Source organism: Sulfuriferula sp. (genome assembly GCF_054605375.1).
The window spans coordinates 62,340-81,007 of sequence record NZ_JBTSEG010000013.1; the positions used below are offsets into that span (position 1 = coordinate 62,340).

The window sequence follows — 18,668 nt, forward strand, 5'->3', positions numbered from 1 at the left end:
GCCTTATCTGATAGGGGGTCGCAGTGGTAAGATTAGCGTATTTTTGAGAATACCGGAGGTAGCTATGGCCGGCCACAGCAAATGGGCGAACATCAAACACAAGAAAGCCGCGACGGATGCCAAGCGCGGCAAGATTTTTACGCGTCTGATCAAGGAGATCACGGTTGCCGCGAAACTGGGCGGCGGCGACGTGAGTTGCAACCCGCGCCTGCGTCTGGCGATGGACAAGGCGTTTGACGCCAATATGCCGAAAGACACCACCGAGCGCGCCATCAAACGCGGCTGCGGCGATCTGGAAGGCGTGAATTACGAGGAAATCCGCTACGAAGGCTACGGCATCAACGGCGCGGCGGTGATGGTGGATTGCCTGACCGACAACAAGGTGCGCACCGTTGCCGATGTGCGTCACGCGTTCAGCAAATACGGCGGCAATATGGGCACCGACGGCTGTGTGGCGTTTCAGTTCAAGCACTGTGGTCAATTGCTGTTTGCGCCGGGTACCGACGAAGACAAGCTGATGGAAGCCGCGCTGGAAGCCGGCGCGGAAGACGTGGTGAGCAATGACGATGGCAGCATCGAGGTCATCACGCCTCCGCACGATTTTCATGCCGTCAAGGCGGCGCTGGAAACTGCCGGTTTCAAGGCCGAGTTTGGCGAAGTCAGCATGAAGGCGTTGAACGAAACCGAATTGAGCGGTGACGATGCAGTAAAAATGCAGAAATTGCTGGATGCGCTGGAAGTGCTGGACGATGTGCAGGAAGTTTATACTTCCGTTGTGATTAACGACTGACAGTGATTTTTGTGCGCATCGTCACTTGTTGCTTTGATTGCCGGTCTTGACCACCATCCGCATCCTCGGCATTGATCCCGGTCTGCGCATCACCGGTTTCGGCGTCATCGAAAAAACCGGCAACCACCTCCATTACCTTACCAGCGGTTGTATCAAAAGCGGGGAAGGGGAGTTGCCGGAGCGGCTGAAAGTGATCCTGTTGAGTCTGCGCGAGGTGATCCAGACTCACCAGCCGCAACAAGCGGCGGTGGAAAAAGTGTTCGTCAACGTGAATCCGCAATCCACCTTGCTGCTCGGCCAGGCACGGGGTGCGGCGATTTGCGCGGCGGTGCTGGAGGCCTTGCCGGTTGCCGAATATACCGCGTTGCAAGTAAAGCAGGCGGTGGTGGGTAATGGTCACGCTGCCAAGGAGCAGGTGCAGGAAATGGTCAAACGCTTGTTGAATCTGCCCGGCGTACCCAGTCCGGACGCTGCCGATGCACTGGCCTGCGCCATCTGCCACGCGCATGGCGGACAAGGGATGGGTAGCCTGGCTACAGCGGGCTATCGGATCAAAAATGGGCGATTGGTGTGAATAAAAAGGACTGCAAATGATCGGCAGAATCACCGGGACGCTCATTGAGAAACACCCGCCGCAGATCGTGGTGGATGCGCATGGTGTCGGCTATGAAATCGATGTGCCGATGAGTACTTTCTACAATCTGCCCGCGCTCGGTGAGCGGGTGGCGTTGCACACACATCTGGTGGTGCGTGAGGATGCACAGTTGCTGTACGGCTTTGGCAGCGAAGCCGAACGCGCGACTTTCCGGCAACTCATCAAGATCACCGGCGTCGGTGCGAAAATGGCTCTGGCGGTGCTGTCCGGCATGAATGCGAACGAGCTGGCGCAGGCTGTGGCGATGCAGGATACCGGGCGGCTCACTAAAATCCCCGGTATTGGCAAAAAAACTGCCGAGCGCCTGTTGCTGGAACTGAAGGGCAAGCTGGCGGATGCTTTGCCAGGGGCCGGGCATAGTGGTGTGACGGACGCTGGCGGTGATGTGCTGAACGCATTGCTGGCGCTGGGTTACAATGAACGCGAAGCTACCCACGCAGTGCGCCAGTTGGCCGCTACTACCAGTGTGGAAGACGGCATACGCCAGGCGCTTAAACTGCTCTCGAAAACATGATCGAAACCGACCGGCTTATCGCTCCCGCCGCGCAAAGTGTGGTGGAGGAACAAATTGAACGCGCGTTGCGCCCCAAAAATTTGTCCGAATATGTCGGTCAGGAGAAGGCACGTGGGCAACTCAGTATTTTTATCGAGGCAGCGCGCAAACGGTGTGAGTCGCTCGATCACGTACTGTTGTTCGGCCCGCCAGGGCTGGGCAAGACCACGCTCGCGCATATCATCGCGCGGGAAATGGGCGTCAACATGCGTCAGACTTCCGGGCCGGTGCTGGAGCGCGCCGGTGATCTGGCCGCCCTGTTGACCAATCTCGAGCCCAACGATGTGCTATTCATCGACGAAATTCACCGTCTGTCGCCGGTAGTGGAAGAAATACTTTATCCGGCGCTGGAGGATTTTCAGCTCGACATCATGATCGGTGAAGGACCGGCGGCACGCTCGGTCAAACTCGACCTGCCGCCGTTCACCCTGGTCGGCGCCACCACCCGCGCCGGCATGCTCACCAATCCGCTGCGCGACCGCTTCGGCATCGTCGCCCGGCTGGAGTTCTACACGCCGGAAGAACTCGCCCGCATTGTTGCCCGTTCCGCGCATTTGCTGGAGATGAGTATTGTCGATGACGGCGCATTCGAAATTGCGCGCCGTTCGCGCGGTACGCCGCGCATTGCCAACCGCTTGCTGCGCCGGGTGCGCGACTATGCCGAAGTGCGTGCCGACGGCATCGTCAGCCGACATGTGGCGGACGCCGCGCTGGTGATGCTCGATGTGGATAGCGCCGGTCTGGATGTGATGGATCGCAAACTGCTTGCCGCGGTGCTGGAAAAATTCGACGGCGGTCCGGTCGGACTGGACAACCTCGCTGCGGCCATCGGCGAGGAGCGGGATACCATCGAGGACGTGCTCGAACCCTTCCTGATCCAGCAGGGTTATTTGCAGCGCACGCCGCGCGGGCGGATGGCTACCGGCATGGCCTATCGCCACTTTGGCCTGGCCGCACCGGGCAAAGCCGGGGCAGCGGAATTATGGGATGGCGATGTCTGAATTTGTGTGGCCGGTGCGCGTGTATTACGAAGATACCGATTTCGGCGGTGTCGTGTATTACGCCAATTACCTCAAATTTATGGAACGCGCCCGTACCGAATGGTTGCGCGCGCTGGGTTTTGAGCAGACTGAACTGATCGCTGCGTACGAGGTGATGTTTGTGGTGCGGCGTGTCGCGGTGGAATATCTGCAACCGGCACGGTTTAATGATGAACTCCGCGTCGTCAGCAAGGTCAAGCGCTTTGGTCAGTGCCGTATTGTTTTTGGCCAGAATATTGTGCGCGATAATTTGCTCGTGGGGGGTGAAACCGAGGTGGCATGCGTCAGCTCGCTGTCATTCAAACCGGTTAAAATACCGGACAATCTTTTACAAGCATTGGAAAAAATAGCGTGAATATCGGGTTAAGCCAGGATCTTTCCATGCTGGCGCTGGTGGGTAACGCCAGTGTGGCAGTGCAATTCGTGATGGGGTTGTTGCTGGTCGCGTCGTTCATGTCATGGTGGTATATCTTCATAAAGATGTTTGCCATTCGACGCGCTACCCGCCTGGCCGAGGCGTTCGAGAAGGAATTCTGGAGCGGGGCGGATTTGCAAACACTGTTTAAGCGCGCCACCCAGGACTGGAAGCAGGCGGGCGAACTGGAGCGTATTTTTGAAGCCGGGTTCCGCGAGTTCAGCAAGCTCAAGGGGCAACCCGGCATGGATATGAGTGCGGTCATGGGCGGTGCCAGACGCGCCATGCGCGCCACCTATCAGCGCGAAATGGACAAGCTGGAATCGAATCTGGCTTTTCTCGCTACGGTCGGCTCAGTGAGCCCCTACGTCGGATTGTTTGGCACCGTGTGGGGCATCATGAATGCGTTCCGTGGCTTGTCCAATGTGGTACAGGCCACGCTGGCGAATGTGGCACCGGGAATTGCCGAGGCGCTGATAGCCACGGCCATGGGGTTGTTTGCCGCGATACCGGCAGTGGTGGCCTATAACCGCTATACCCATGACATCGACCGCCTGGCCAACCGTTTTGAGAGTTTCATGGAAGAGTTCTCCAATATCCTGCAACGTCAGGCTCACAGGGCTTGATACATGAGTAGCCGTCGCCCGCGCAAACAGATGAACCAGATCAACGTGGTGCCTTACATCGATGTGATGCTGGTGCTGCTGATCATTTTCATGATCACTGCGCCCATGATCAACCCCGGGCAAGTGGAATTGCCGAGCGTGGCCAAATCCCAGTCCGTGCCGGTCGAGCCGATCGAAGTCACGATTCGCGCCGATGGCACGTTGCGTTTGCGCGATCGTGCTACCGGCGGCTCGGATAATGTCGTGACCCGCGCCGAACTGGCGGGCATCATCAACGAGAAACAACAGGTCAATCCCGATCAGCCGGTTGTCATCGCCGCCGACAAGAGTGTGCGTTATGAAGAAGTCATGAAGATCATGAGTCTGATGCAGCAAAATCATGTCAAGCGTCTGGGCCTGCTGGCCAAGCCCGGGGCCAGTTAATGCGGGAGGACACGATTAAATCCGGGCGTTTGCCCGCTGCGATATTGGCGGTGCTGGTGCACTTGTTGTTTATCGGATTTTTGATATTTAGCGTGAACTGGCGATCCCATCCGCCGCCCCCGGTGATGGCGGATTTGTGGGAAGCATTGCCGCCACCCAGGGTAAAGCCGGTGGTAACTCCTCAGCCAACACCGAAACCAAAACCCAAGCCAGAGCCCGTGGTTGAGCCAGAGCCACCTCAGCCAAAGCCCGATATCGCTTTAAAGGAAAAAAAGCGGAAAGAACAGCAGCTACGTGAGCAACAGGCGCAACTCGAGCAGCAAAAACAACTTGAGGCGCAACAACACAAGCAGCAGCAATTGCAACAGAAAAAGCAGGAAGCGGAACAACGCAAACTGGCTGAACAGGAAAAGCAGCAGCAGGAAAAACTGGCGCAGGAGAAGCAGCAGGAGGAGAAGCGCAAGCAGGACGACTTGAAGCGCAAACAGGAAGCGTTACGCAAGCTGAACATGCAGCAATCGCGTGATTTCATGAACAAGGAACTGGCGAGTGAAACCAGCCGTTTGCAGCAAGTCCAGCAGGCAAGCCAGCTGGGCGCCGAGCAGGCCAAAATGGAAGCGGCTTACAAGGAGCGCATTCGCAGCAAAATTGCCAGCATGTTGCGCCTGCCGGAGAATATGGTGGGTAATCCCAAGGCGGTATTTGCCGTGACGGTGCTTCCTACGGGTGAGGTGGCTCAAGTCCGGCTGGTGACTGGTAGCGGCCAGCCAGCTTACGATACCGCAGTGGAACGCGCGATTCTGAAAGCGGTGCCTTTGCCGTTGCCCCCTGACAAAGCAGTCGCCGCACGTTTCCACGATCTGACTTTACCGATCCAGCCCAAGCAGGAAAATTGAGCCGGATGAATGTGTTAAAATGGATAACTTATGAAGATTGAATGGTTTAACCCAAACCTTGGCCGGTTTGCTGTTTTTCTGCTGCTGTTCGGCTTGGCGCAGGCTGCTTTTGCCACCATGACGATCGAGGTGTTTGGCGGCGCGGCTACTCGTATTCCGGTGTCCATCGTGCCGTTTGCTGGTGCACCTGGGCCGGCGCAGGTCATTAGCAGCGTTGTGGGCGGAGATTTGAGCCGAAGCGGCCAGTTCAGACTGGTGGATGCGAGCAGTGTGCAGCCTCCCCCTACCGATGCCGGAGACGTGCAATTTCCTGCGTTTAGAGCCTTGGGCAGTGATGCCGCGGTGATCGGCCGCATTGTGCCGCTGCCGGATGGACGGCTGGAAGTGCGCTTCCGTTTGATGGATGCGGTTAAACAATCGCAGGTCGCCGCACTCAACTTTACGATTACCCCTGCACAATTACGCGCTACCGGGCACAAGATTGCCGATGTCGTGTACGAAAAGCTGACCGGTGTGCCGGGTTCGTTCTCGACGCGTCTTGCCTATATCATCAAGCAGGGAAAGCATTATCAGCTACTGGTCGCGGATTCCGATGGACAGGATCCCCAGGTCGTGGTGAATTCCACGCAGCCATTGATTTCGCCGGCTTGGTCGCCCGATGGTTCACGTATTGCCTACGTCTCGTTTGAGAACAAGAAACCGGTGATTTACATTCAGTCGCTCGCCACCGGGTCACGCCGTGTGCTGGCCAATTTCAAGGGTAGTAATAGCGCGCCCGCCTGGGCTCCGGATGGCAGCAAGCTGGCGGTTGTCCTCACCCGTGACAATGGATCGCAGATATATACCATCAATGCCAATGGCTCGGGTGTAACCCGGCTGACGCATGGTGGCAATATCGATACAGAGCCAACCTGGAGCCCGGACGGAAAGTCGATTCTGTTCACTTCCGACCGCGGTGGCAGCCCGCAGATTTACCGCATGGCTGCGGATGGTAGTGATGTCAAACGCGTTACCTTCGAGGGCAGCTATAATGTTTCGCCAGCATGGAGTCCGGACGGAAAAAGTTTTGCTTATATTCGCCGTGATGCAGGGCGTTTTCAGGTTGCGCTGCAAAACCTTGATAGTGGCCAGGTACAGGTGCTGACGGATACCATTCATGACGAATCCCCCAGTTTTGCGCCTAACGGCAGCATGATTGTTTATGCAACCGAGATTAACGGGCGCGGAATTCTGGCGACTGTATCGGTGGATGGCAAGACACGCGCCCGTTTATCCGATCAGGCGGGGGATATGCGAGAACCAGCCTGGGGGCCTAAAAGCTGACGGAATAGTCAGCAAGGAACTCGCAACGAAATCCGGTATCTCAGGCGCTGTCGTAGCTGGATACCGGAGAAGATTTTCGGTTTTTCGCAAATGCACGCTGGGCGGATTCTCTCGGCATGCAGCTACGATATGGGGAGTTGGCAAATCGAACCGGTGAAACAGAAAAACCTTTTTCACCGGCAAGTTGCGCCATAAGCCCGGGGATCATCAGAAAATGCTTCGTCGTGTCCGTTGCCAAGGACACATTTGGCACTATGATGAATTTGGTCAAGCCAGCAACGCAGCCATGCTGGTTGTGACAATAACTTGTTCAACTGGTTGCACGTGTAATTAATTAAACTCAAAGGAAATAACATGAACAAAATGATACTGAGTCTGCTTCTGGTTGGTGTACTTGCTGGTTGTTCTTCTATGCAGGAAAAACCTGCCAATGTGCAGGATTTAAGCGCGCAAAAAGCACAGGATGCAGCAGCCAGGGCGGCTGCCGAAAAAGCAGCTGAAGCGCGTGCACTGGAGCAGCGTCGTCTCGCCGAAGAAGAGGCCGCTCGTAACAAGCAGGTTAATCCGCTCACCGACCCAAATAGCCCGTTGTCGAAGCGTAGCGTGTATTTCGATTTCGACAGCTCGGTGGTGCAGGATAGCTATCGCCCAACCCTGCAAGCGCATGCTGGTTACCTGAGCAGCCACAAGGATGCCAAAGTGACCCTGCAAGGCAATACAGATGATCGCGGTAGCCGTGAATATAACCTGGCTCTGGGTCAGCGTCGTGCCGATAGCGTACGCAAGGTGATGAATGTAATGGGTGTGCCAGAGTCACAGATGGAAGCGATCAGCTTCGGTGCAGAAAAACCCAAAGCTACCGGTGATAATGAGGCAGCCTGGAAAGAAAACCGCCGCGTCGATATCGTCTATCAAGGCGAGTAAGCGCTGATGATGCGCGCGTCACTTCATCGCCTGCTACTGGTTATCTGCCTTGCCGGCGTCTATCTGCCGGCATGGGCGGATGACGCGGAAGTGACGCGCCATCTGGCTGACATGCAAACGCAAATTAACAACATGGATGCCCGGATCGGCCGACTTGAATCCATGCTGCAAAATGGCTCCATGCTTAATATGTTGTCAGAGGTTGAATCGCTCAAAGCTCAAGTGCGGCGCTTGCGCGGCGATGTGGACGTACAGTCCAACGATATCAGCGTAACCCAAAAACGACAGAATGACCTGTATACGGACCTGGATACCCGGTTGCGGAATTTGTCACATGCAGATAACGCACCCGCTACGCCAGTGCCTCCCAATGCCGCACCGGATAAAACAGCGGTGGCTGTACCCGCGCTGCCTGCGGCAGGCGGAAATAGTGCCCAGGACTATGAGGCTGCATTGAACCAGTTCAAGGCAGCAAACTATACGGCCGCCATTACGGCATTCAAGGACTTCATCAAAAAATATCCGGATAATCCGCTGGTTCCCAGCGCACAATACTGGATAGGCAATACGTACTTTTCCATGAAGGATTACAAGTCCGCTATTGCTCAGCAAAAAAAGCTGATTGCAACTCATCCAGATAATCCCAAAGCTGCGGATGCAATGCTCAATATATCCAGTGCACAACTGGAACTGGGCAATCTCGATGCGGCTCGCAAGACCTTGCAAACTTTGGTTACCAAATATCCGGACAGTAATGCCGCTACGCTTGCGCGCAAGCGCCTGGATGCGCTGAAGTAATATCTTGTCCGACGCTAGCCTACGTATTACCGAGATTTTTTATTCCGTACAAGGCGAGACTAGCCGTGCCGGCCTGCCTACGGTATTCATTCGCCTGACAGGATGTCCGCTGCGTTGTGGATATTGTGATACCGCCTATGCATTTCATGGCGGTAACAGCATGGATATCGACACGATTCTGCAGCGGGTAGCCGAATACGCCCCTCGTTTTGTCACCGTCACCGGTGGTGAGCCACTCGCCCAGAAAAATGCGTTGTGTCTGCTCACCGCGCTGTGCGACGCCGGCTACGATGTGTCACTTGAAACCAGTGGCGCACTCGATATCGGTGGTGTTGATCCACGGGTTTCCAGAATTATGGATATCAAAACACCAGGTTCCGGTGAAGTGACCAAGAACGACTGGAACAACCTCGATTACCTGACTCGGCACGACGAGATAAAATTCGTCATTGCCGATGCGGCCGACTACGATTGGGCGCGCCGTCTGTTACTGGAACATCAACTGACCCAACGTTGCCCGGTATTGTTTTCGCCGGTGCACGGGCAAATACAGCCCGGCCAGCTGGCCGACTGGGTACTGCGCGACCGTCTGCCGGTGCGCCTGCAAGTGCAGCTGCATAAAATTTTCTGGGGCGAAGTGGCGGGGCGTTGATGAGCGAAACGCGACGCGCCGTCATATTGCTGTCCGGCGGGCTGGATTCCGCAACCGTACTGGCCATCGCCCGTAGCGAAGGATACGCCTGCCACGCTTTAAGTTTCGATTATGGACAGCGTCATGGCGCCGAGCTGGATGCGGCCGCGCGAGTGGCTGCTACACAGGGCACCGTCGCGCATCGCGTATTCAAGCTCGATCTGGCCATGTTCGGAGGGTCGGCGCTGACCGATGCGCGCATTGCCGTACCGGAGCAGGCCAGTACAGGCATACCAGTGACCTATGTCCCGGCGCGTAATACCATCATGCTCTCGATTGCACTGGCCTGGGCGGAAGTGCTGGAGAGCCGCGATATTTTCATCGGCGTGAATGCGGTGGATTACTCCGGCTATCCCGATTGCCGTCCGGAATACATTGCTTCATTTGAAACAATGGCGAATCTGGCAACCAAAGCCGGGGTGGAAGGTAGGCAACTGAATATCCATACACCGTTGATGCAGCTCGGCAAAGCGCAAATAATCCAGCTTGGAACCGGGCTGGGTGTGGATTACAATGCCACGGTTTCCTGTTACCAGGCCGATGTAGCAGGACGTGCATGTGGCGTATGTGATTCGTGCCGGTTGCGCCGACAAGGTTTCATTGAAGCCGGTGTGGCCGATGCGACGCGATATAGGGTGGATTCCAAGTAGTTCTGTGTCGTTCCTGTTGTATCGGGACAATGTAGTGAATGGGTAGCCTGAATACAAACTTCATCATGCGTCGAGTATCTATCGCGGGATGTTGTTAAACGGCTACAAAATATAAAATTCGTGCGGCAGTGCGTTACCGTAACAGGAGTAAAAGATGATTTTTGATACCTTTCAGCAGGGACAGTCAGTGTTTCTCTGGCTTACCTTCGGCATAGCGTTGATTATGGGCGCGGTTGTGAACAAAACAAATTTTTGCACCATGGGTGCAGTATCCGACTGGGTCAACATGGGCGATACCGGCCGCATGCGCTCCTGGTTGCTGGCAATTGCCGTGGCTCTGCTGGGTGTGGTTGTGCTGGAATATTTCGGCAAGCTGAATCCTGACGCATCTTTCCCTCCCTACCGCAGTGGGCAATTAATCTGGGCTGAAAACCTGCTGGGCGGATTGATGTTCGGAATGGGGATGACGCTGGCTTCCGGTTGCGGTAACAAGAGCCTGGTCCGTGCCGGCGCCGGTAACCTTAAATCCATCGTGGTCGTGCTGATTATTGGTGTCATCGCCTATTATATGACCAACCCGTTTCCGAATTCGGACAAGACCTTGTTCAGTATCCTGTTTAATGGCTGGATACGTCCGCTGGCAATCAATGTGGGCGCACACCAGGATCTGGGCACGCTCCTGACAGGGGCTCAAAACGCGGTCAAGGCTCGCCTGATTATCGGCGGATTACTGGGTTTGGCGTTGCTTGCATATGTATTCAAATCGGTAGATTTCCGCAGTAACCGTGATCTCGTTCTCGGCGGCTTGGTGGTTGGGTTGGCAGTACTTGCCGCCTGGTATGTGACCAGCAACGTCAGTGTCATGGTGGACGGATCCCGTCACACGTTGCTGAGCTACGGCCAGCAATGGGATTTCCTGGCGAACTCGGATGCCGGTAAGCCAGCCGATATCATGCCGCTTAGCCCGCAATCGTTTACCTTCATCAACCCGATGGGGCAAATGCTGGGATATACCGCGTCCGGATTCAAGAGCGCTGTGTTGACTTTCGGTATCATGGCGCTATTGGGCGTGCTGGCAGGCTCGTTCCTGTGGTCGGTAGTGAGCCGCAGCTTCCGTATCGAATGGTTTGCGTCCTTCAAGGACTTCATCACCCATGTGATCGGGGCGGTGTTCATGGGCTTCGGTGGCATTCTGGCGATGGGATGCACGATCGGTCAAGGCATTACCGGCGTGTCGACGCTTGCTCTGGGGTCTTTCATCGCGTTTTTCGCGATTGTGGGCGGCAGCGCGATCACCATGAAAGTGCAATACTGGATCATGATGCGCGACTGAATCTGATTGCGTAGCTGAGAAAAGGGCAGGATGCTTGCATCCTGCCTTTTTTTATTCGTTCATCTGCTCCGGTGCATCGGTTGAATCGTTTGAAACCAGCTCACGAATCAGTTTGAACAATGCACGGCTGCTTTTCGGTGCCTGTGTGGCAACCGCTTCACGGCGCGCATTGCGCACCAGGGTGCGCAGTTGCTGGGCATCGGCCTGCGGGTAAATATCGACAAACTCAGTCAACGCCGCATCGTCGGCGAGCAGGCGCGTGCGCCAGTTTTCCATACGGTGAAATTCGGCGATGACTTCCGCGCTATCGCCACGCCAGGCGTTGAGTTGCTCGGCGATGGGTTGCGCGTCAGTGATACGCATCAGGCGGCCGATATACTGCATCTGGCGGCGCAGACCGCCATGAGCGGTGATGCGCTTGGCCTGATTCACTGCGTCGCGCAGCGTTTCGGGTAAATCCAGCTGATCCAGCTTGTTGGCGGGCAACGCGACCAGTTCTTCACCAAGCTTTTGCAGCGCGGTCATCTGGCGTTTGATTTCACTTTTACTGATGGGTTGTTCGATGTCGTCGTCCATGGTGCGCAGCGGGTGAGGAAATGTTGCTATGATAACGGCTTTTAGGCATTTCCTCCTGGAGTCTCCGTGACCGATCGATTCAGCCATTCCCGCGACGACCTGCAAGCGCTTGTCGATAACATGCTTAACTATGCCCGCCAGCAGGGTGCCACCGGCTGCGAAGCCGAAGCCTCAGCCGGTTTTGGCCAGAGCGTGACAGTGCGCAAAGGCGAAGTGGAAACCATCGAATACAACCGCGACAAGGGGATCGGCGTATCCGTATACATTGGCCAGCGCAAGGGCCATGCGTCGACTTCCGATTTTGGCATGCAGGCATTGCACGATACCGTCGACAAGGCGCTCACCATCGCGCGTTATACCGCTGAGGACAGCTTCGCCGGCCTGCCCGACGAAGCATTGCTGGCGCGCGATATTCCCGATCTTGATCTTTACCATCCGTGGGCATACAGCGTCGAGCAGGCGATTGATGCCGCGCGCGAATGCGAAGTGGCCGCCCTCGCTGTGGACAGCCGCATCACCAATTCCGAAGGCGCCAGCGTGAATACCCAGGAGTCGCTGTTCGTGTACGGCAACAGCCTGGGGTTCCTGGCCGGTTATCCGACTTCACGGCATGCCATCAGCTGTGCAGTGATTGCCGAATCAGCCGCAGGAATGCAACGCGACTACTGGTACACCACGGCGCGTGATGCCGCCGACATGGATGACGTGACCACGGTGGGCCGCCGCACTGGCGAACGCACCGTGCGTCGTCTGGATGCGCGCCAGGTCAAAACCGCCCAGGTGCCGGTTCTGTTTGAAGCCCCCGTGGCGGCGGGGCTGATCGGGCATTTCGTTTCTGCTGCCAGCGGCGGCAGCCTGTACCGCAAGTCGTCGTTTCTGCTCGACAGCCTGGGCAAGCAGATATTTTCTCCGATCGTGCAGATTGCCGAGCGTCCACATATCTCGAAAGGGCTGGCCAGCAGCCCGTTTGACAATGAGGGCGTCGCCACGCAGGATCGCGATCTGGTCAGGGACGGCGTGCTGGGCGGCTATTTCCTCAGCACTTACAGTGCACGCAAACTGGGGATGCAGTCCACCGGTAACGCTGGCGGCAACCACAATCTAATTCTGTCCAGTACCGGCGAAGACTTTGCCGCCCTGCTCGAAAAGATGAATACCGGCCTGCTGGTCACCGAGCTGCTTGGCCACGGCATCAATATGGTGACCGGCGATTATTCACGCGGCGCAGCCGGATTCTGGGTGGAAAACGGCGTGATCCAGTACCCGGTGGAAGAAATCACCATCGCCGGCAACCTCAAGGACATGTTCATGCAAATCATCGCTATCGGCACCGATGTCGAGGCGCGCGGTTCCAAGCAGACCGGCTCGATCCTGATAGAGCGCATGACCGTGGCCGGAGAGTAATTTTTTGAGGATTTACCTGCCCACAGGGCGAGGCCTGGTCTGGCTGTATCTGTTGATAGTAGTCCTGCTTGCCGGTTGTGGTGCCCGCCAGCCGGCCTTGCCCCATCTGGGGCCGGACGATGTGGTGCTGGCATTCGGGGACAGCCTGACTTACGGTACCGGGGTCGACGCGGCAAACAGCTACCCGGTACAGCTCAGCCAGCTTATCGGTCGCAAAGTGGTGGCCGCCGGCGTACCCGGCGAACTCACAGCCCAGGGTGTGACGCGCCTGCCTGGGATGCTGGATGCCGTACATCCTAAATTGTTGCTGTTATGCCTGGGCGGCAATGATTTATTGCACAAGCTGGATGCCGCTACCATCGCGACCAATCTGCGTACCATGGTGTACGAGGCGCGCCAGCGCGGGATTGCCGTGGTGTTGATCGGTGTGCCGGAGCCTAGGCTGTTCGGTAGTGTGCCCAGATTTTATGCGGATATCGCTGCCAAGGCAGACGTGCCATATGAGAGCCACGTGCTGAAAACCGTATTATTCGACAATACTAAAAAATCCGACCCGATACACCCTAATGCGGCTGGCTATCGAATGATTGCTGAAGCACTGGCCAAGCTACTACACCAGACTGGCGCAATTTGACGATCATTCCGGGATAAGCTCAAGGATTGCCGACCCGCGCCGGTGCAGTTATCTTAATGACCATTTTAGATTATTCACGGAATAGCACCATGCAAACTGAAAGCTTCATTCCCGGCAAAGACGCTTCACTGGAAGCGTCTATCCAGTCCATGCAGGCCAAACTGGAGGCGTTGGGCTTCCATATCGAGGAGCGCTCCTGGCTCAATCCCATCGCCAATGTCTGGTCGGTGCACATCCGCGACCGCGATTGTCCGATCCTGTTCACCAATGGCAAGGGCGCATCGCAAAAAGCCGCGCTGGCGAGCGCGCTGGGCGAATATTTCGAACGTCTCGGCTGCCATTATTTCTGGACCCATTATTACCTCGGCGCAACGATAGCCGAGCGCGAATATGTGCATTACCCGCAGGAAAAATGGTTCCCCCTGAGGGAAGATGAGCGCTGGCCGGAAGATTTGCTGGATGCCGAGTTGCAGGCGTTTTATAACCCGGATGAAACAGTGAAGGCGCATGCGCTGGTGGAACACAATTCCGGCAATGCCGCGCGCGGTATTTGTGCGTTACCCTACCAGCGTCAGCGCGACGGCGCCACATTGTGGTTCCCGGTCAATATTATCGGTAACCTGTATGTCAGCAACGGCATGTCGGCGGGTAATTCCCCCGCCGAGGCGCGCGTACAGGCGTTGTCGGAAATCTTCGAGCGCCACGTCAAGTTCCGCATTATTGCCGAAGGCCTGTGCCTGCCCGATGTGCCGGAGGCCGTCATCGCGCGCTATCCTAAAATCGAGGCCGGCATCCGCGACTTGCGCGCCGCCGGGTTCGGCATCCTGGTCAAGGACGCCTCGCTGGGCGGGAAATACCCGGTGATGAACGTCACCCTGCTCAACCCGCGCGACCAGGGCTGCTTCGCCAGTTTCGGCGCGCATCCGCGCTTTGAAATCGCGCTGGAACGCGCGCTTACCGAGCTGCTGCAGGGCCGCGCGCTGGATGCGCTGGGCGACTTTCCCGAACCGGGTTTCGACCTGGAAGAAATCGCCGATCCGCAAAACCTGGAAATTCACTTCGTTGATTCCAGCGGCATCATCAGCTGGGAATTTCTGCGTGCAACACCCGATTATGAATTTGCCGACTGGAACTTCAGCGGCACAACCGGGCAGGAATATGCCTGGTTGTGCGAGCTTATCCATACCGAGGAACGCGATATTTATATCGCGGATTTCCCCGATCTGGGCGTGTATGCGTGCCGCATCATTGTCCCCGGCATGTCCGAAATCTATCCCACCGACGATCTGGAATGGAACAACAACAGCGTGGGTAACCGGTTACGCCACGCCATTCTGCATCTGGCGCAACTGGATGACGAGGAATGCAGCGAACTGCTGGACCAGATCGAGGAGCTTGCTCTCGACGATCAGCGCCCTGTCGCTGCGCTGATTGGCCTCGTTGCCGATGCCGGTACGCTGTGGAAAGACCTGCGTGTGGGTGAGCTGAAAACGCTGCTGGCGCTTGCCATTGGCGATAACGAAGCGATCCGCGCAGGCTGCCACTGGGTGCGCCACTTCGAACAGCTCGATCCCGCCCGACGTCATGTTTATCGCTGCATCGAAGCCCTGCTATTGATGGAAGACGCCGAACACTACAGCGACAGCCTGCAAACGCTTTACGGTGCGGATACCCTGAAACAAGCCCAGGCCATGTTGCGCGGTGAACAGCGCTTTTTTGGTCTGCAAGCACCCGGCATGGAATTGTCAGGGTGCGATATGCATCAGCGGCTGCTGGCTGCGTATGGCAAGTTGAACCGGGCTTGATTCAATCCAGAATAATCAGGCTGCGGGCATGGTTCTGAGAGAGCCGTTGCAATGTTTCATGGATGTGGCTTATCCGACGGAGGCGAAGAAGCATGTGACATATACGCTGGGCCGATTTGGTCCAGCTGATACCCCGCAGGATAGCTGAGGTGTGTCATCTGCGTGCGCAGCCGTGGTTGGCGCCGTGCCGGCAGGCAACGCAAAGCAAGCGCGCGTAGCTTGAGCGCACCGACAACAGTCGCACGCAGCCCAGGCAGCGGTTTCGGAAAACCGAAGGCGTGGCGCACCGGCTCATCCAGCAACGCATAAATGACGTGTCTCACAACGGGCCGTAATAGTGCGGGAAACCAGCTGGCGAACAGTTCGCATGTGGCGGAACCGATGCGGCGGTTGCTCTCCGCAAACATGAAATGCGTGCGTTCATAATCCACGTTGTAGCGTTCGAATGCCGCACAGGTTTCCGGTATCTCCCGTATCCCCATACGCTCACCCACTTCGCGCCAGAAATAAAACAACGCGAGGCGTTCCTGTTCAAACATCGTGCGCCAGCCGAAACGCGCGTTCCAGCGTATCGGCTCGAACACGAAGGTGGACAATACGTATAGAAAATCCTCGTTGGCAATCCTGAAATGGCTGTGAATCTGGTTCATGCGCGCTAGTGCCGCACTTCCGCGTGCGCTGTCGTAGCCCCATTCCATCATTTCGCTGATGATGAGATCGGTGTCGTCGTAGCGCTTCTGCGGGCAGCGTCCGAATTCGCCGCTACGATCCAGCAAAGCGGAAATGCCCGGTACGCAATAAGTGCGGAACAAAGCGAATTCCAGCGCGCGGGTCGTGTCGAAAGGAAACTCGAAACACACATCCAGATAGACAATGCGCTGATGATCGCGCACCGGGTCGAGGCCGCGTATCTGGTCGCGTAAGCGTTGTTTCATGACCCTATGGTGACACCCGCACGCCAGTTAACTTGGCGGCCGCCTATCAGCAGCGCGCCCGTGTTGAGCGGAAGATTAACCCGTTTATGGCCGTTCTTCATGTTGTGGCAGATCGTCATGAATTTCGTACCACCCGGCTTTCGAGCCAACAAAAATATGTGCGGAGATATTTGCGTCTACCGAAGTATCAAGCGTACCTATGCGTACGCGTACCGTTTCAGGCATATTGTCGCGCATGGCAATAATGGGCGAACCACAGGTGCCGCAAAACACCCGCTGAACACCTGCATCAGTGCGATAGCTGCGCAGACACTCCTGTCCTTTAACGATGCGAAAATTGGATGTTGCGACCGGAGACACTGCCGCAAATGCCGAGCCATTCGCTTTGCGGCAGCGGGAGCAATGACAGAACAAGATCGGACCAAGTGAACCGGTAATTTCGTACTCCACTGTTCCGCAAAGACAACTACCTTTGTGCATGTATTGCTCCATAGAATTAATGTTTGGACTAAGGGATATGCTTTAGATCATCTCGCTGGAAAGAGGTGTCAGGGTCCTTCATAGCCTTGGACACGCCATTCGTTTTCGCCGACTCAATGCCTTTCATTCAGAGATGCATGACACAACTTGTGCGTTGGCTGTGAAATATGTGGATACCTGACGGGCAAGGTAGCCGGTTGCCCAGAGGTGTGCAAAATCCACTGTAGGCCAGTCCATGTTAACCACCATGCGGCCCATTGCCAATTTACAGCACTTTCTTCGCATGCAGCAGAACGTCACCGATCGACTCGGCACCCGGTGCGTAAAATCCCATTGCCCAGCCAGCAGCAGCAACAAATAGCGCCGTTAACAAGAATGGCCAGAATGTTCGGCGAATTGCCGTTTCAAGCCAATGACGTGTTTCAAGTCCACGAAGTCGGCGATATAAGCTCGCAGCAAGAACGCCATCAACCAGCAATTCGGCGAACAGAATGGGGGCCGAATAGATCACAAAGAAAGATGAGAGCAGGAGAGCGACAACGAGAACCAGGATTGCCAGAGGAATGGCCAATTCATCTGCGTCCGAAACCGCACCCAGTGCTTCACCAACCGGATTGGTATCGGAGGACAACGACACGCTCTCCAGGTGCATGGGTTCAATAGGCTGATCGAATGAACCGCTCGCGCCACCGCCACCGAATTCTCCACCTTTTCCGCCATAACTGGCGCCTGAGCTATTACCATGTCCGGGCACGAAGTTTGATAGGTCTGGGAAATCAGCATAATCCTTAGCGCTGGTTCTTAGCCACATCCACAGGAGCAGCAGGAAGACCAAATACGTAATACCCAGTGCGACGAGATACCGAACCCACATTTCACTCATTCCGGCATGGAGCAAAGAGTAAGACGCGAGAAAGCCAGCTGCGCCAGTGATGGTCACCAGGAGCGACATCTGCAGGCGTGGGAATCCGTCTCGCTCGAGCTTGCCACGAATTCGATGAATCTCTTGTAATCGCGAGAAATACGGCCTCATGTGTTTTTCAGACGATTGACATTGGTGTTCGGCTGCAACCGTATAGACCCCTTGGAATGCGGTTAGGGTGCGTTGTGTTTCTCAGCACAATGGCTCCTCACCCTAGCGCCCAGGTAAGGCAACTTCTACGGTCTTGCCACCATATCCATAGTTCTGGTCTTTTGCCTGGATCACCACTGCGCGCACACTGCGAGGGATGCTTACCCCGTATAGATCCCGGGTAAAGGGTTGCTCGGTGGCGTGGTCATGAAGAAGTTTGCGCACACCGAAAACCTTGCCATCCTTGCCTAGAGCGCGGAAGGCATCCGCGTATCGTTGAGGCGTGTCATAGGGAGAAGAAACCGTGACATCAAAGTCGAAGGTATCCGAGCCGCGCGCATGGACCTTGACGGAAACGACATCAGGGTACTTCTGAGCGGAGGCGTCAGCTGGCAGGGCTGTACCAGTCACGATGACCAGCGCGAAAAACGAGACGGCGAGCAGATGGAAACAGGGGGCATCATTGGTGGCATAGTGACAACTCCGATTTGAAATGAGATATGTCACTTTCAGGCGTGTCGAGCCTGTAAATAATTCTGTGTAACTGCCCCGCGTTTAAATATGTCCTTGAAGTCGATCCTCGAAGGCGATAATAAATCGGCTCATTGCATTGCGCCAGTTCTGGATGGGCATGGTCCATTTTTT

Annotated in this window: 23 protein-coding genes; 17 read left to right on the plus strand and 6 right to left on the minus strand. The window is 56.1% G+C overall.

Features of this window, described 5'->3' with window-relative positions; all coding sequences use genetic code 11:
• Nucleotides 1-64 precede the first annotated feature (64 nt).
• Genes ACYCZJ_RS09220 through tolB form a run of 9 tightly spaced genes read left to right on the plus strand, consistent with a single transcriptional unit; the run spans nt 65 to nt 6,721 of the window.
• Complete coding sequence (locus ACYCZJ_RS09220; protein ID WP_461553921.1) at nt 65-790, plus strand: YebC/PmpR family DNA-binding transcriptional regulator; 726 nt, start codon at nt 65-67, stop codon at nt 788-790.
• Between the two features lie 46 nt (nt 791-836).
• A complete protein-coding gene (gene ruvC / locus ACYCZJ_RS09225; protein WP_461553922.1) occupies nt 837-1,364 on the plus strand; it encodes a crossover junction endodeoxyribonuclease RuvC in 528 nt (175 codons plus the stop codon).
• 16 nt (nt 1,365-1,380) lie between these two features.
• Nucleotides 1,381-1,959: a Holliday junction branch migration protein RuvA gene (gene ruvA / locus ACYCZJ_RS09230; RefSeq protein ID WP_461553923.1), complete on the plus strand. Its 579-nt coding sequence runs from the start codon at nt 1,381-1,383 to the stop codon at nt 1,957-1,959.
• Nucleotides 1,956-2,999 carry a Holliday junction branch migration DNA helicase RuvB gene (gene ruvB, locus ACYCZJ_RS09235; protein WP_461553924.1) on the plus strand — a complete coding sequence of 348 codons (1,044 nt, stop codon included), beginning with the start codon at nt 1,956-1,958 and terminating at the stop codon, nt 2,997-2,999. Before ruvA ends, ruvB begins: the two co-directional genes overlap by 4 nt.
• On the plus strand, nt 2,992-3,393 hold the full coding sequence (gene ybgC / locus ACYCZJ_RS09240; RefSeq protein ID WP_461553925.1) for a tol-pal system-associated acyl-CoA thioesterase: 402 nt from the start codon (nt 2,992-2,994) through the stop codon (nt 3,391-3,393). The genes ruvB and ybgC overlap by 8 nt, the downstream gene beginning before the upstream one ends.
• 2 nt (nt 3,394-3,395) lie before the next feature.
• Nucleotides 3,396-4,079, plus strand: coding sequence for a protein TolQ (tolQ, locus tag ACYCZJ_RS09245; protein ID WP_461553947.1), 684 nt, complete (start codon nt 3,396-3,398; stop codon nt 4,077-4,079).
• Between the two features lie 3 nt (nt 4,080-4,082).
• Nucleotides 4,083-4,502 carry a protein TolR gene (gene tolR, locus ACYCZJ_RS09250; RefSeq protein WP_461553926.1) on the plus strand — a complete coding sequence of 140 codons (420 nt, stop codon included), beginning with the start codon at nt 4,083-4,085 and terminating at the stop codon, nt 4,500-4,502.
• Nucleotides 4,502-5,398, plus strand: a complete 897-nt coding sequence (gene tolA, locus ACYCZJ_RS09255; RefSeq protein WP_461553927.1) for a cell envelope integrity protein TolA — start codon at nt 4,502-4,504, stop codon at nt 5,396-5,398. The genes tolR and tolA overlap by 1 nt, the downstream gene beginning before the upstream one ends.
• A gap of 30 nt (nt 5,399-5,428) precedes the next feature.
• Entirely contained in the window at nt 5,429-6,721 is a 1,293-nt protein-coding gene (tolB, locus tag ACYCZJ_RS09260; protein ID WP_461553928.1) for a Tol-Pal system beta propeller repeat protein TolB, read from the plus strand.
• A 40-nt stretch (nt 6,722-6,761) separates the two neighbouring features.
• On the opposite strand, the gene ACYCZJ_RS09265 is transcribed toward tolB, so the two are convergent.
• On the minus strand, nt 6,762-6,992 hold the full coding sequence (locus ACYCZJ_RS09265; RefSeq protein WP_461553929.1) for a hypothetical protein: 231 nt from the start codon (nt 6,990-6,992) through the stop codon (nt 6,762-6,764).
• 83 nt (nt 6,993-7,075) lie between these two features.
• On the opposite strand from ACYCZJ_RS09265, the gene pal reads away from it, so the two are divergent.
• The 5 genes from pal (at nt 7,076) to ACYCZJ_RS09290 (ending at nt 11,117) form a co-directional block, all read left to right on the plus strand.
• A complete protein-coding gene (gene pal, locus ACYCZJ_RS09270) occupies nt 7,076-7,645 on the plus strand; it encodes a peptidoglycan-associated lipoprotein Pal (RefSeq protein ID WP_461553930.1) in 570 nt (189 codons plus the stop codon).
• A 6-nt stretch (nt 7,646-7,651) separates the two neighbouring features.
• Nucleotides 7,652-8,443, plus strand: coding sequence for a tol-pal system protein YbgF (ybgF, locus tag ACYCZJ_RS09275; RefSeq protein WP_461553931.1), 792 nt, complete (start codon nt 7,652-7,654; stop codon nt 8,441-8,443).
• Nucleotides 8,444-8,447: 4 nt separating this feature from the next.
• Nucleotides 8,448-9,095 (plus strand): 7-carboxy-7-deazaguanine synthase QueE, encoded by a 648-nt coding sequence (queE, locus tag ACYCZJ_RS09280; protein WP_461553932.1) that lies wholly within the window; start codon nt 8,448-8,450, stop codon nt 9,093-9,095.
• Nucleotides 9,095-9,784, plus strand: a complete 690-nt coding sequence (gene queC, locus ACYCZJ_RS09285; RefSeq protein WP_461553933.1) for a 7-cyano-7-deazaguanine synthase QueC — start codon at nt 9,095-9,097, stop codon at nt 9,782-9,784. Before queE ends, queC begins: the two co-directional genes overlap by 1 nt.
• A 154-nt stretch (nt 9,785-9,938) precedes the next feature.
• A complete protein-coding gene (locus tag ACYCZJ_RS09290; RefSeq protein ID WP_461553934.1) occupies nt 9,939-11,117 on the plus strand; it encodes a YeeE/YedE family protein in 1,179 nt (392 codons plus the stop codon).
• Between the two features lie 51 nt (nt 11,118-11,168).
• On the opposite strand, the gene yjgA is transcribed toward ACYCZJ_RS09290, so the two are convergent.
• Nucleotides 11,169-11,693, minus strand: coding sequence for a ribosome biogenesis factor YjgA (yjgA, locus tag ACYCZJ_RS09295; RefSeq protein ID WP_461553935.1), 525 nt, complete (start codon nt 11,691-11,693; stop codon nt 11,169-11,171).
• Nucleotides 11,694-11,759: 66 nt separating this feature from the next.
• Between yjgA and pmbA the strand changes: the two genes are divergently transcribed.
• The 3 genes from pmbA (at nt 11,760) to ycaO (ending at nt 15,536) form a co-directional block, all read left to right on the plus strand.
• Nucleotides 11,760-13,097 carry a metalloprotease PmbA gene (pmbA, locus tag ACYCZJ_RS09300; protein WP_461553936.1) on the plus strand — a complete coding sequence of 446 codons (1,338 nt, stop codon included), beginning with the start codon at nt 11,760-11,762 and terminating at the stop codon, nt 13,095-13,097.
• 4 nt (nt 13,098-13,101) lie between these two features.
• Nucleotides 13,102-13,731: a GDSL-type esterase/lipase family protein gene (locus ACYCZJ_RS09305; protein ID WP_461553937.1), complete on the plus strand. Its 630-nt coding sequence runs from the start codon at nt 13,102-13,104 to the stop codon at nt 13,729-13,731.
• 89 nt (nt 13,732-13,820) lie between these two features.
• On the plus strand, nt 13,821-15,536 hold the full coding sequence (gene ycaO / locus ACYCZJ_RS09310) for a 30S ribosomal protein S12 methylthiotransferase accessory factor YcaO (RefSeq protein ID WP_461553938.1): 1,716 nt from the start codon (nt 13,821-13,823) through the stop codon (nt 15,534-15,536).
• A 56-nt stretch (nt 15,537-15,592) separates the two neighbouring features.
• On the opposite strand, the gene ACYCZJ_RS09315 is transcribed toward ycaO, so the two are convergent.
• The 4 genes from ACYCZJ_RS09315 to ACYCZJ_RS09330 form a co-directional block, all read right to left on the minus strand.
• Nucleotides 15,593-16,471: an oxygenase MpaB family protein gene (locus ACYCZJ_RS09315; RefSeq protein WP_461553939.1), complete on the minus strand. Its 879-nt coding sequence runs from the start codon at nt 16,469-16,471 to the stop codon at nt 15,593-15,595.
• An 84-nt stretch (nt 16,472-16,555) separates the two neighbouring features.
• A complete protein-coding gene (locus ACYCZJ_RS09320) occupies nt 16,556-16,963 on the minus strand; it encodes a GFA family protein (RefSeq protein WP_461553940.1) in 408 nt (135 codons plus the stop codon).
• A 253-nt stretch (nt 16,964-17,216) separates the two neighbouring features.
• Nucleotides 17,217-17,984, minus strand: coding sequence for a hypothetical protein (locus ACYCZJ_RS09325; RefSeq protein WP_461553941.1), 768 nt, complete (start codon nt 17,982-17,984; stop codon nt 17,217-17,219).
• A gap of 102 nt (nt 17,985-18,086) precedes the next feature.
• Nucleotides 18,087-18,434: a hypothetical protein gene (locus tag ACYCZJ_RS09330; protein WP_461553942.1), complete on the minus strand. Its 348-nt coding sequence runs from the start codon at nt 18,432-18,434 to the stop codon at nt 18,087-18,089.
• Nucleotides 18,435-18,668: the final 234 nt, after the last annotated feature.

Excerpts from the sequence above, each read along its gene's own strand:
- ruvB (WP_461553924.1), top strand. The coding sequence starts at position 1,956 with ATGATCGAAACCGACCGGCTTATCGCTCCCGCCGCGCAAAGTGTGGTG.
- tolA (WP_461553927.1), top strand. The coding sequence starts at position 4,502 with ATGCGGGAGGACACGATTAAATCCGGGCGTTTGCCCGCTGCGATATTG.
- yjgA (WP_461553935.1), bottom strand. The coding sequence starts at position 11,693 with ATGGACGACGACATCGAACAACCCATCAGTAAAAGTGAAATCAAACGC.
- ycaO (WP_461553938.1), top strand. The coding sequence starts at position 13,821 with ATGCAAACTGAAAGCTTCATTCCCGGCAAAGACGCTTCACTGGAAGCG.
- ybgF (WP_461553931.1), top strand. The coding sequence starts at position 7,652 with ATGATGCGCGCGTCACTTCATCGCCTGCTACTGGTTATCTGCCTTGCC.
- ACYCZJ_RS09220 (WP_461553921.1), top strand. The coding sequence starts at position 65 with ATGGCCGGCCACAGCAAATGGGCGAACATCAAACACAAGAAAGCCGCG.
- ACYCZJ_RS09315 (WP_461553939.1), bottom strand. The coding sequence starts at position 16,471 with ATGAAACAACGCTTACGCGACCAGATACGCGGCCTCGACCCGGTGCGC.
- ybgC (WP_461553925.1), top strand. The coding sequence starts at position 2,992 with ATGTCTGAATTTGTGTGGCCGGTGCGCGTGTATTACGAAGATACCGAT.
- pal (WP_461553930.1), top strand. The coding sequence starts at position 7,076 with ATGAACAAAATGATACTGAGTCTGCTTCTGGTTGGTGTACTTGCTGGT.
- tolR (WP_461553926.1), top strand. The coding sequence starts at position 4,083 with ATGAGTAGCCGTCGCCCGCGCAAACAGATGAACCAGATCAACGTGGTG.
- ACYCZJ_RS09290 (WP_461553934.1), top strand. The coding sequence starts at position 9,939 with ATGATTTTTGATACCTTTCAGCAGGGACAGTCAGTGTTTCTCTGGCTT.
- queC (WP_461553933.1), top strand. The coding sequence starts at position 9,095 with ATGAGCGAAACGCGACGCGCCGTCATATTGCTGTCCGGCGGGCTGGAT.
- ruvA (WP_461553923.1), top strand. The coding sequence starts at position 1,381 with ATGATCGGCAGAATCACCGGGACGCTCATTGAGAAACACCCGCCGCAG.
- tolB (WP_461553928.1), top strand. The coding sequence starts at position 5,429 with ATGAAGATTGAATGGTTTAACCCAAACCTTGGCCGGTTTGCTGTTTTT.
- ACYCZJ_RS09325 (WP_461553941.1), bottom strand. The coding sequence starts at position 17,984 with ATGAGGCCGTATTTCTCGCGATTACAAGAGATTCATCGAATTCGTGGC.
- ACYCZJ_RS09320 (WP_461553940.1), bottom strand. The coding sequence starts at position 16,963 with ATGGAGCAATACATGCACAAAGGTAGTTGTCTTTGCGGAACAGTGGAG.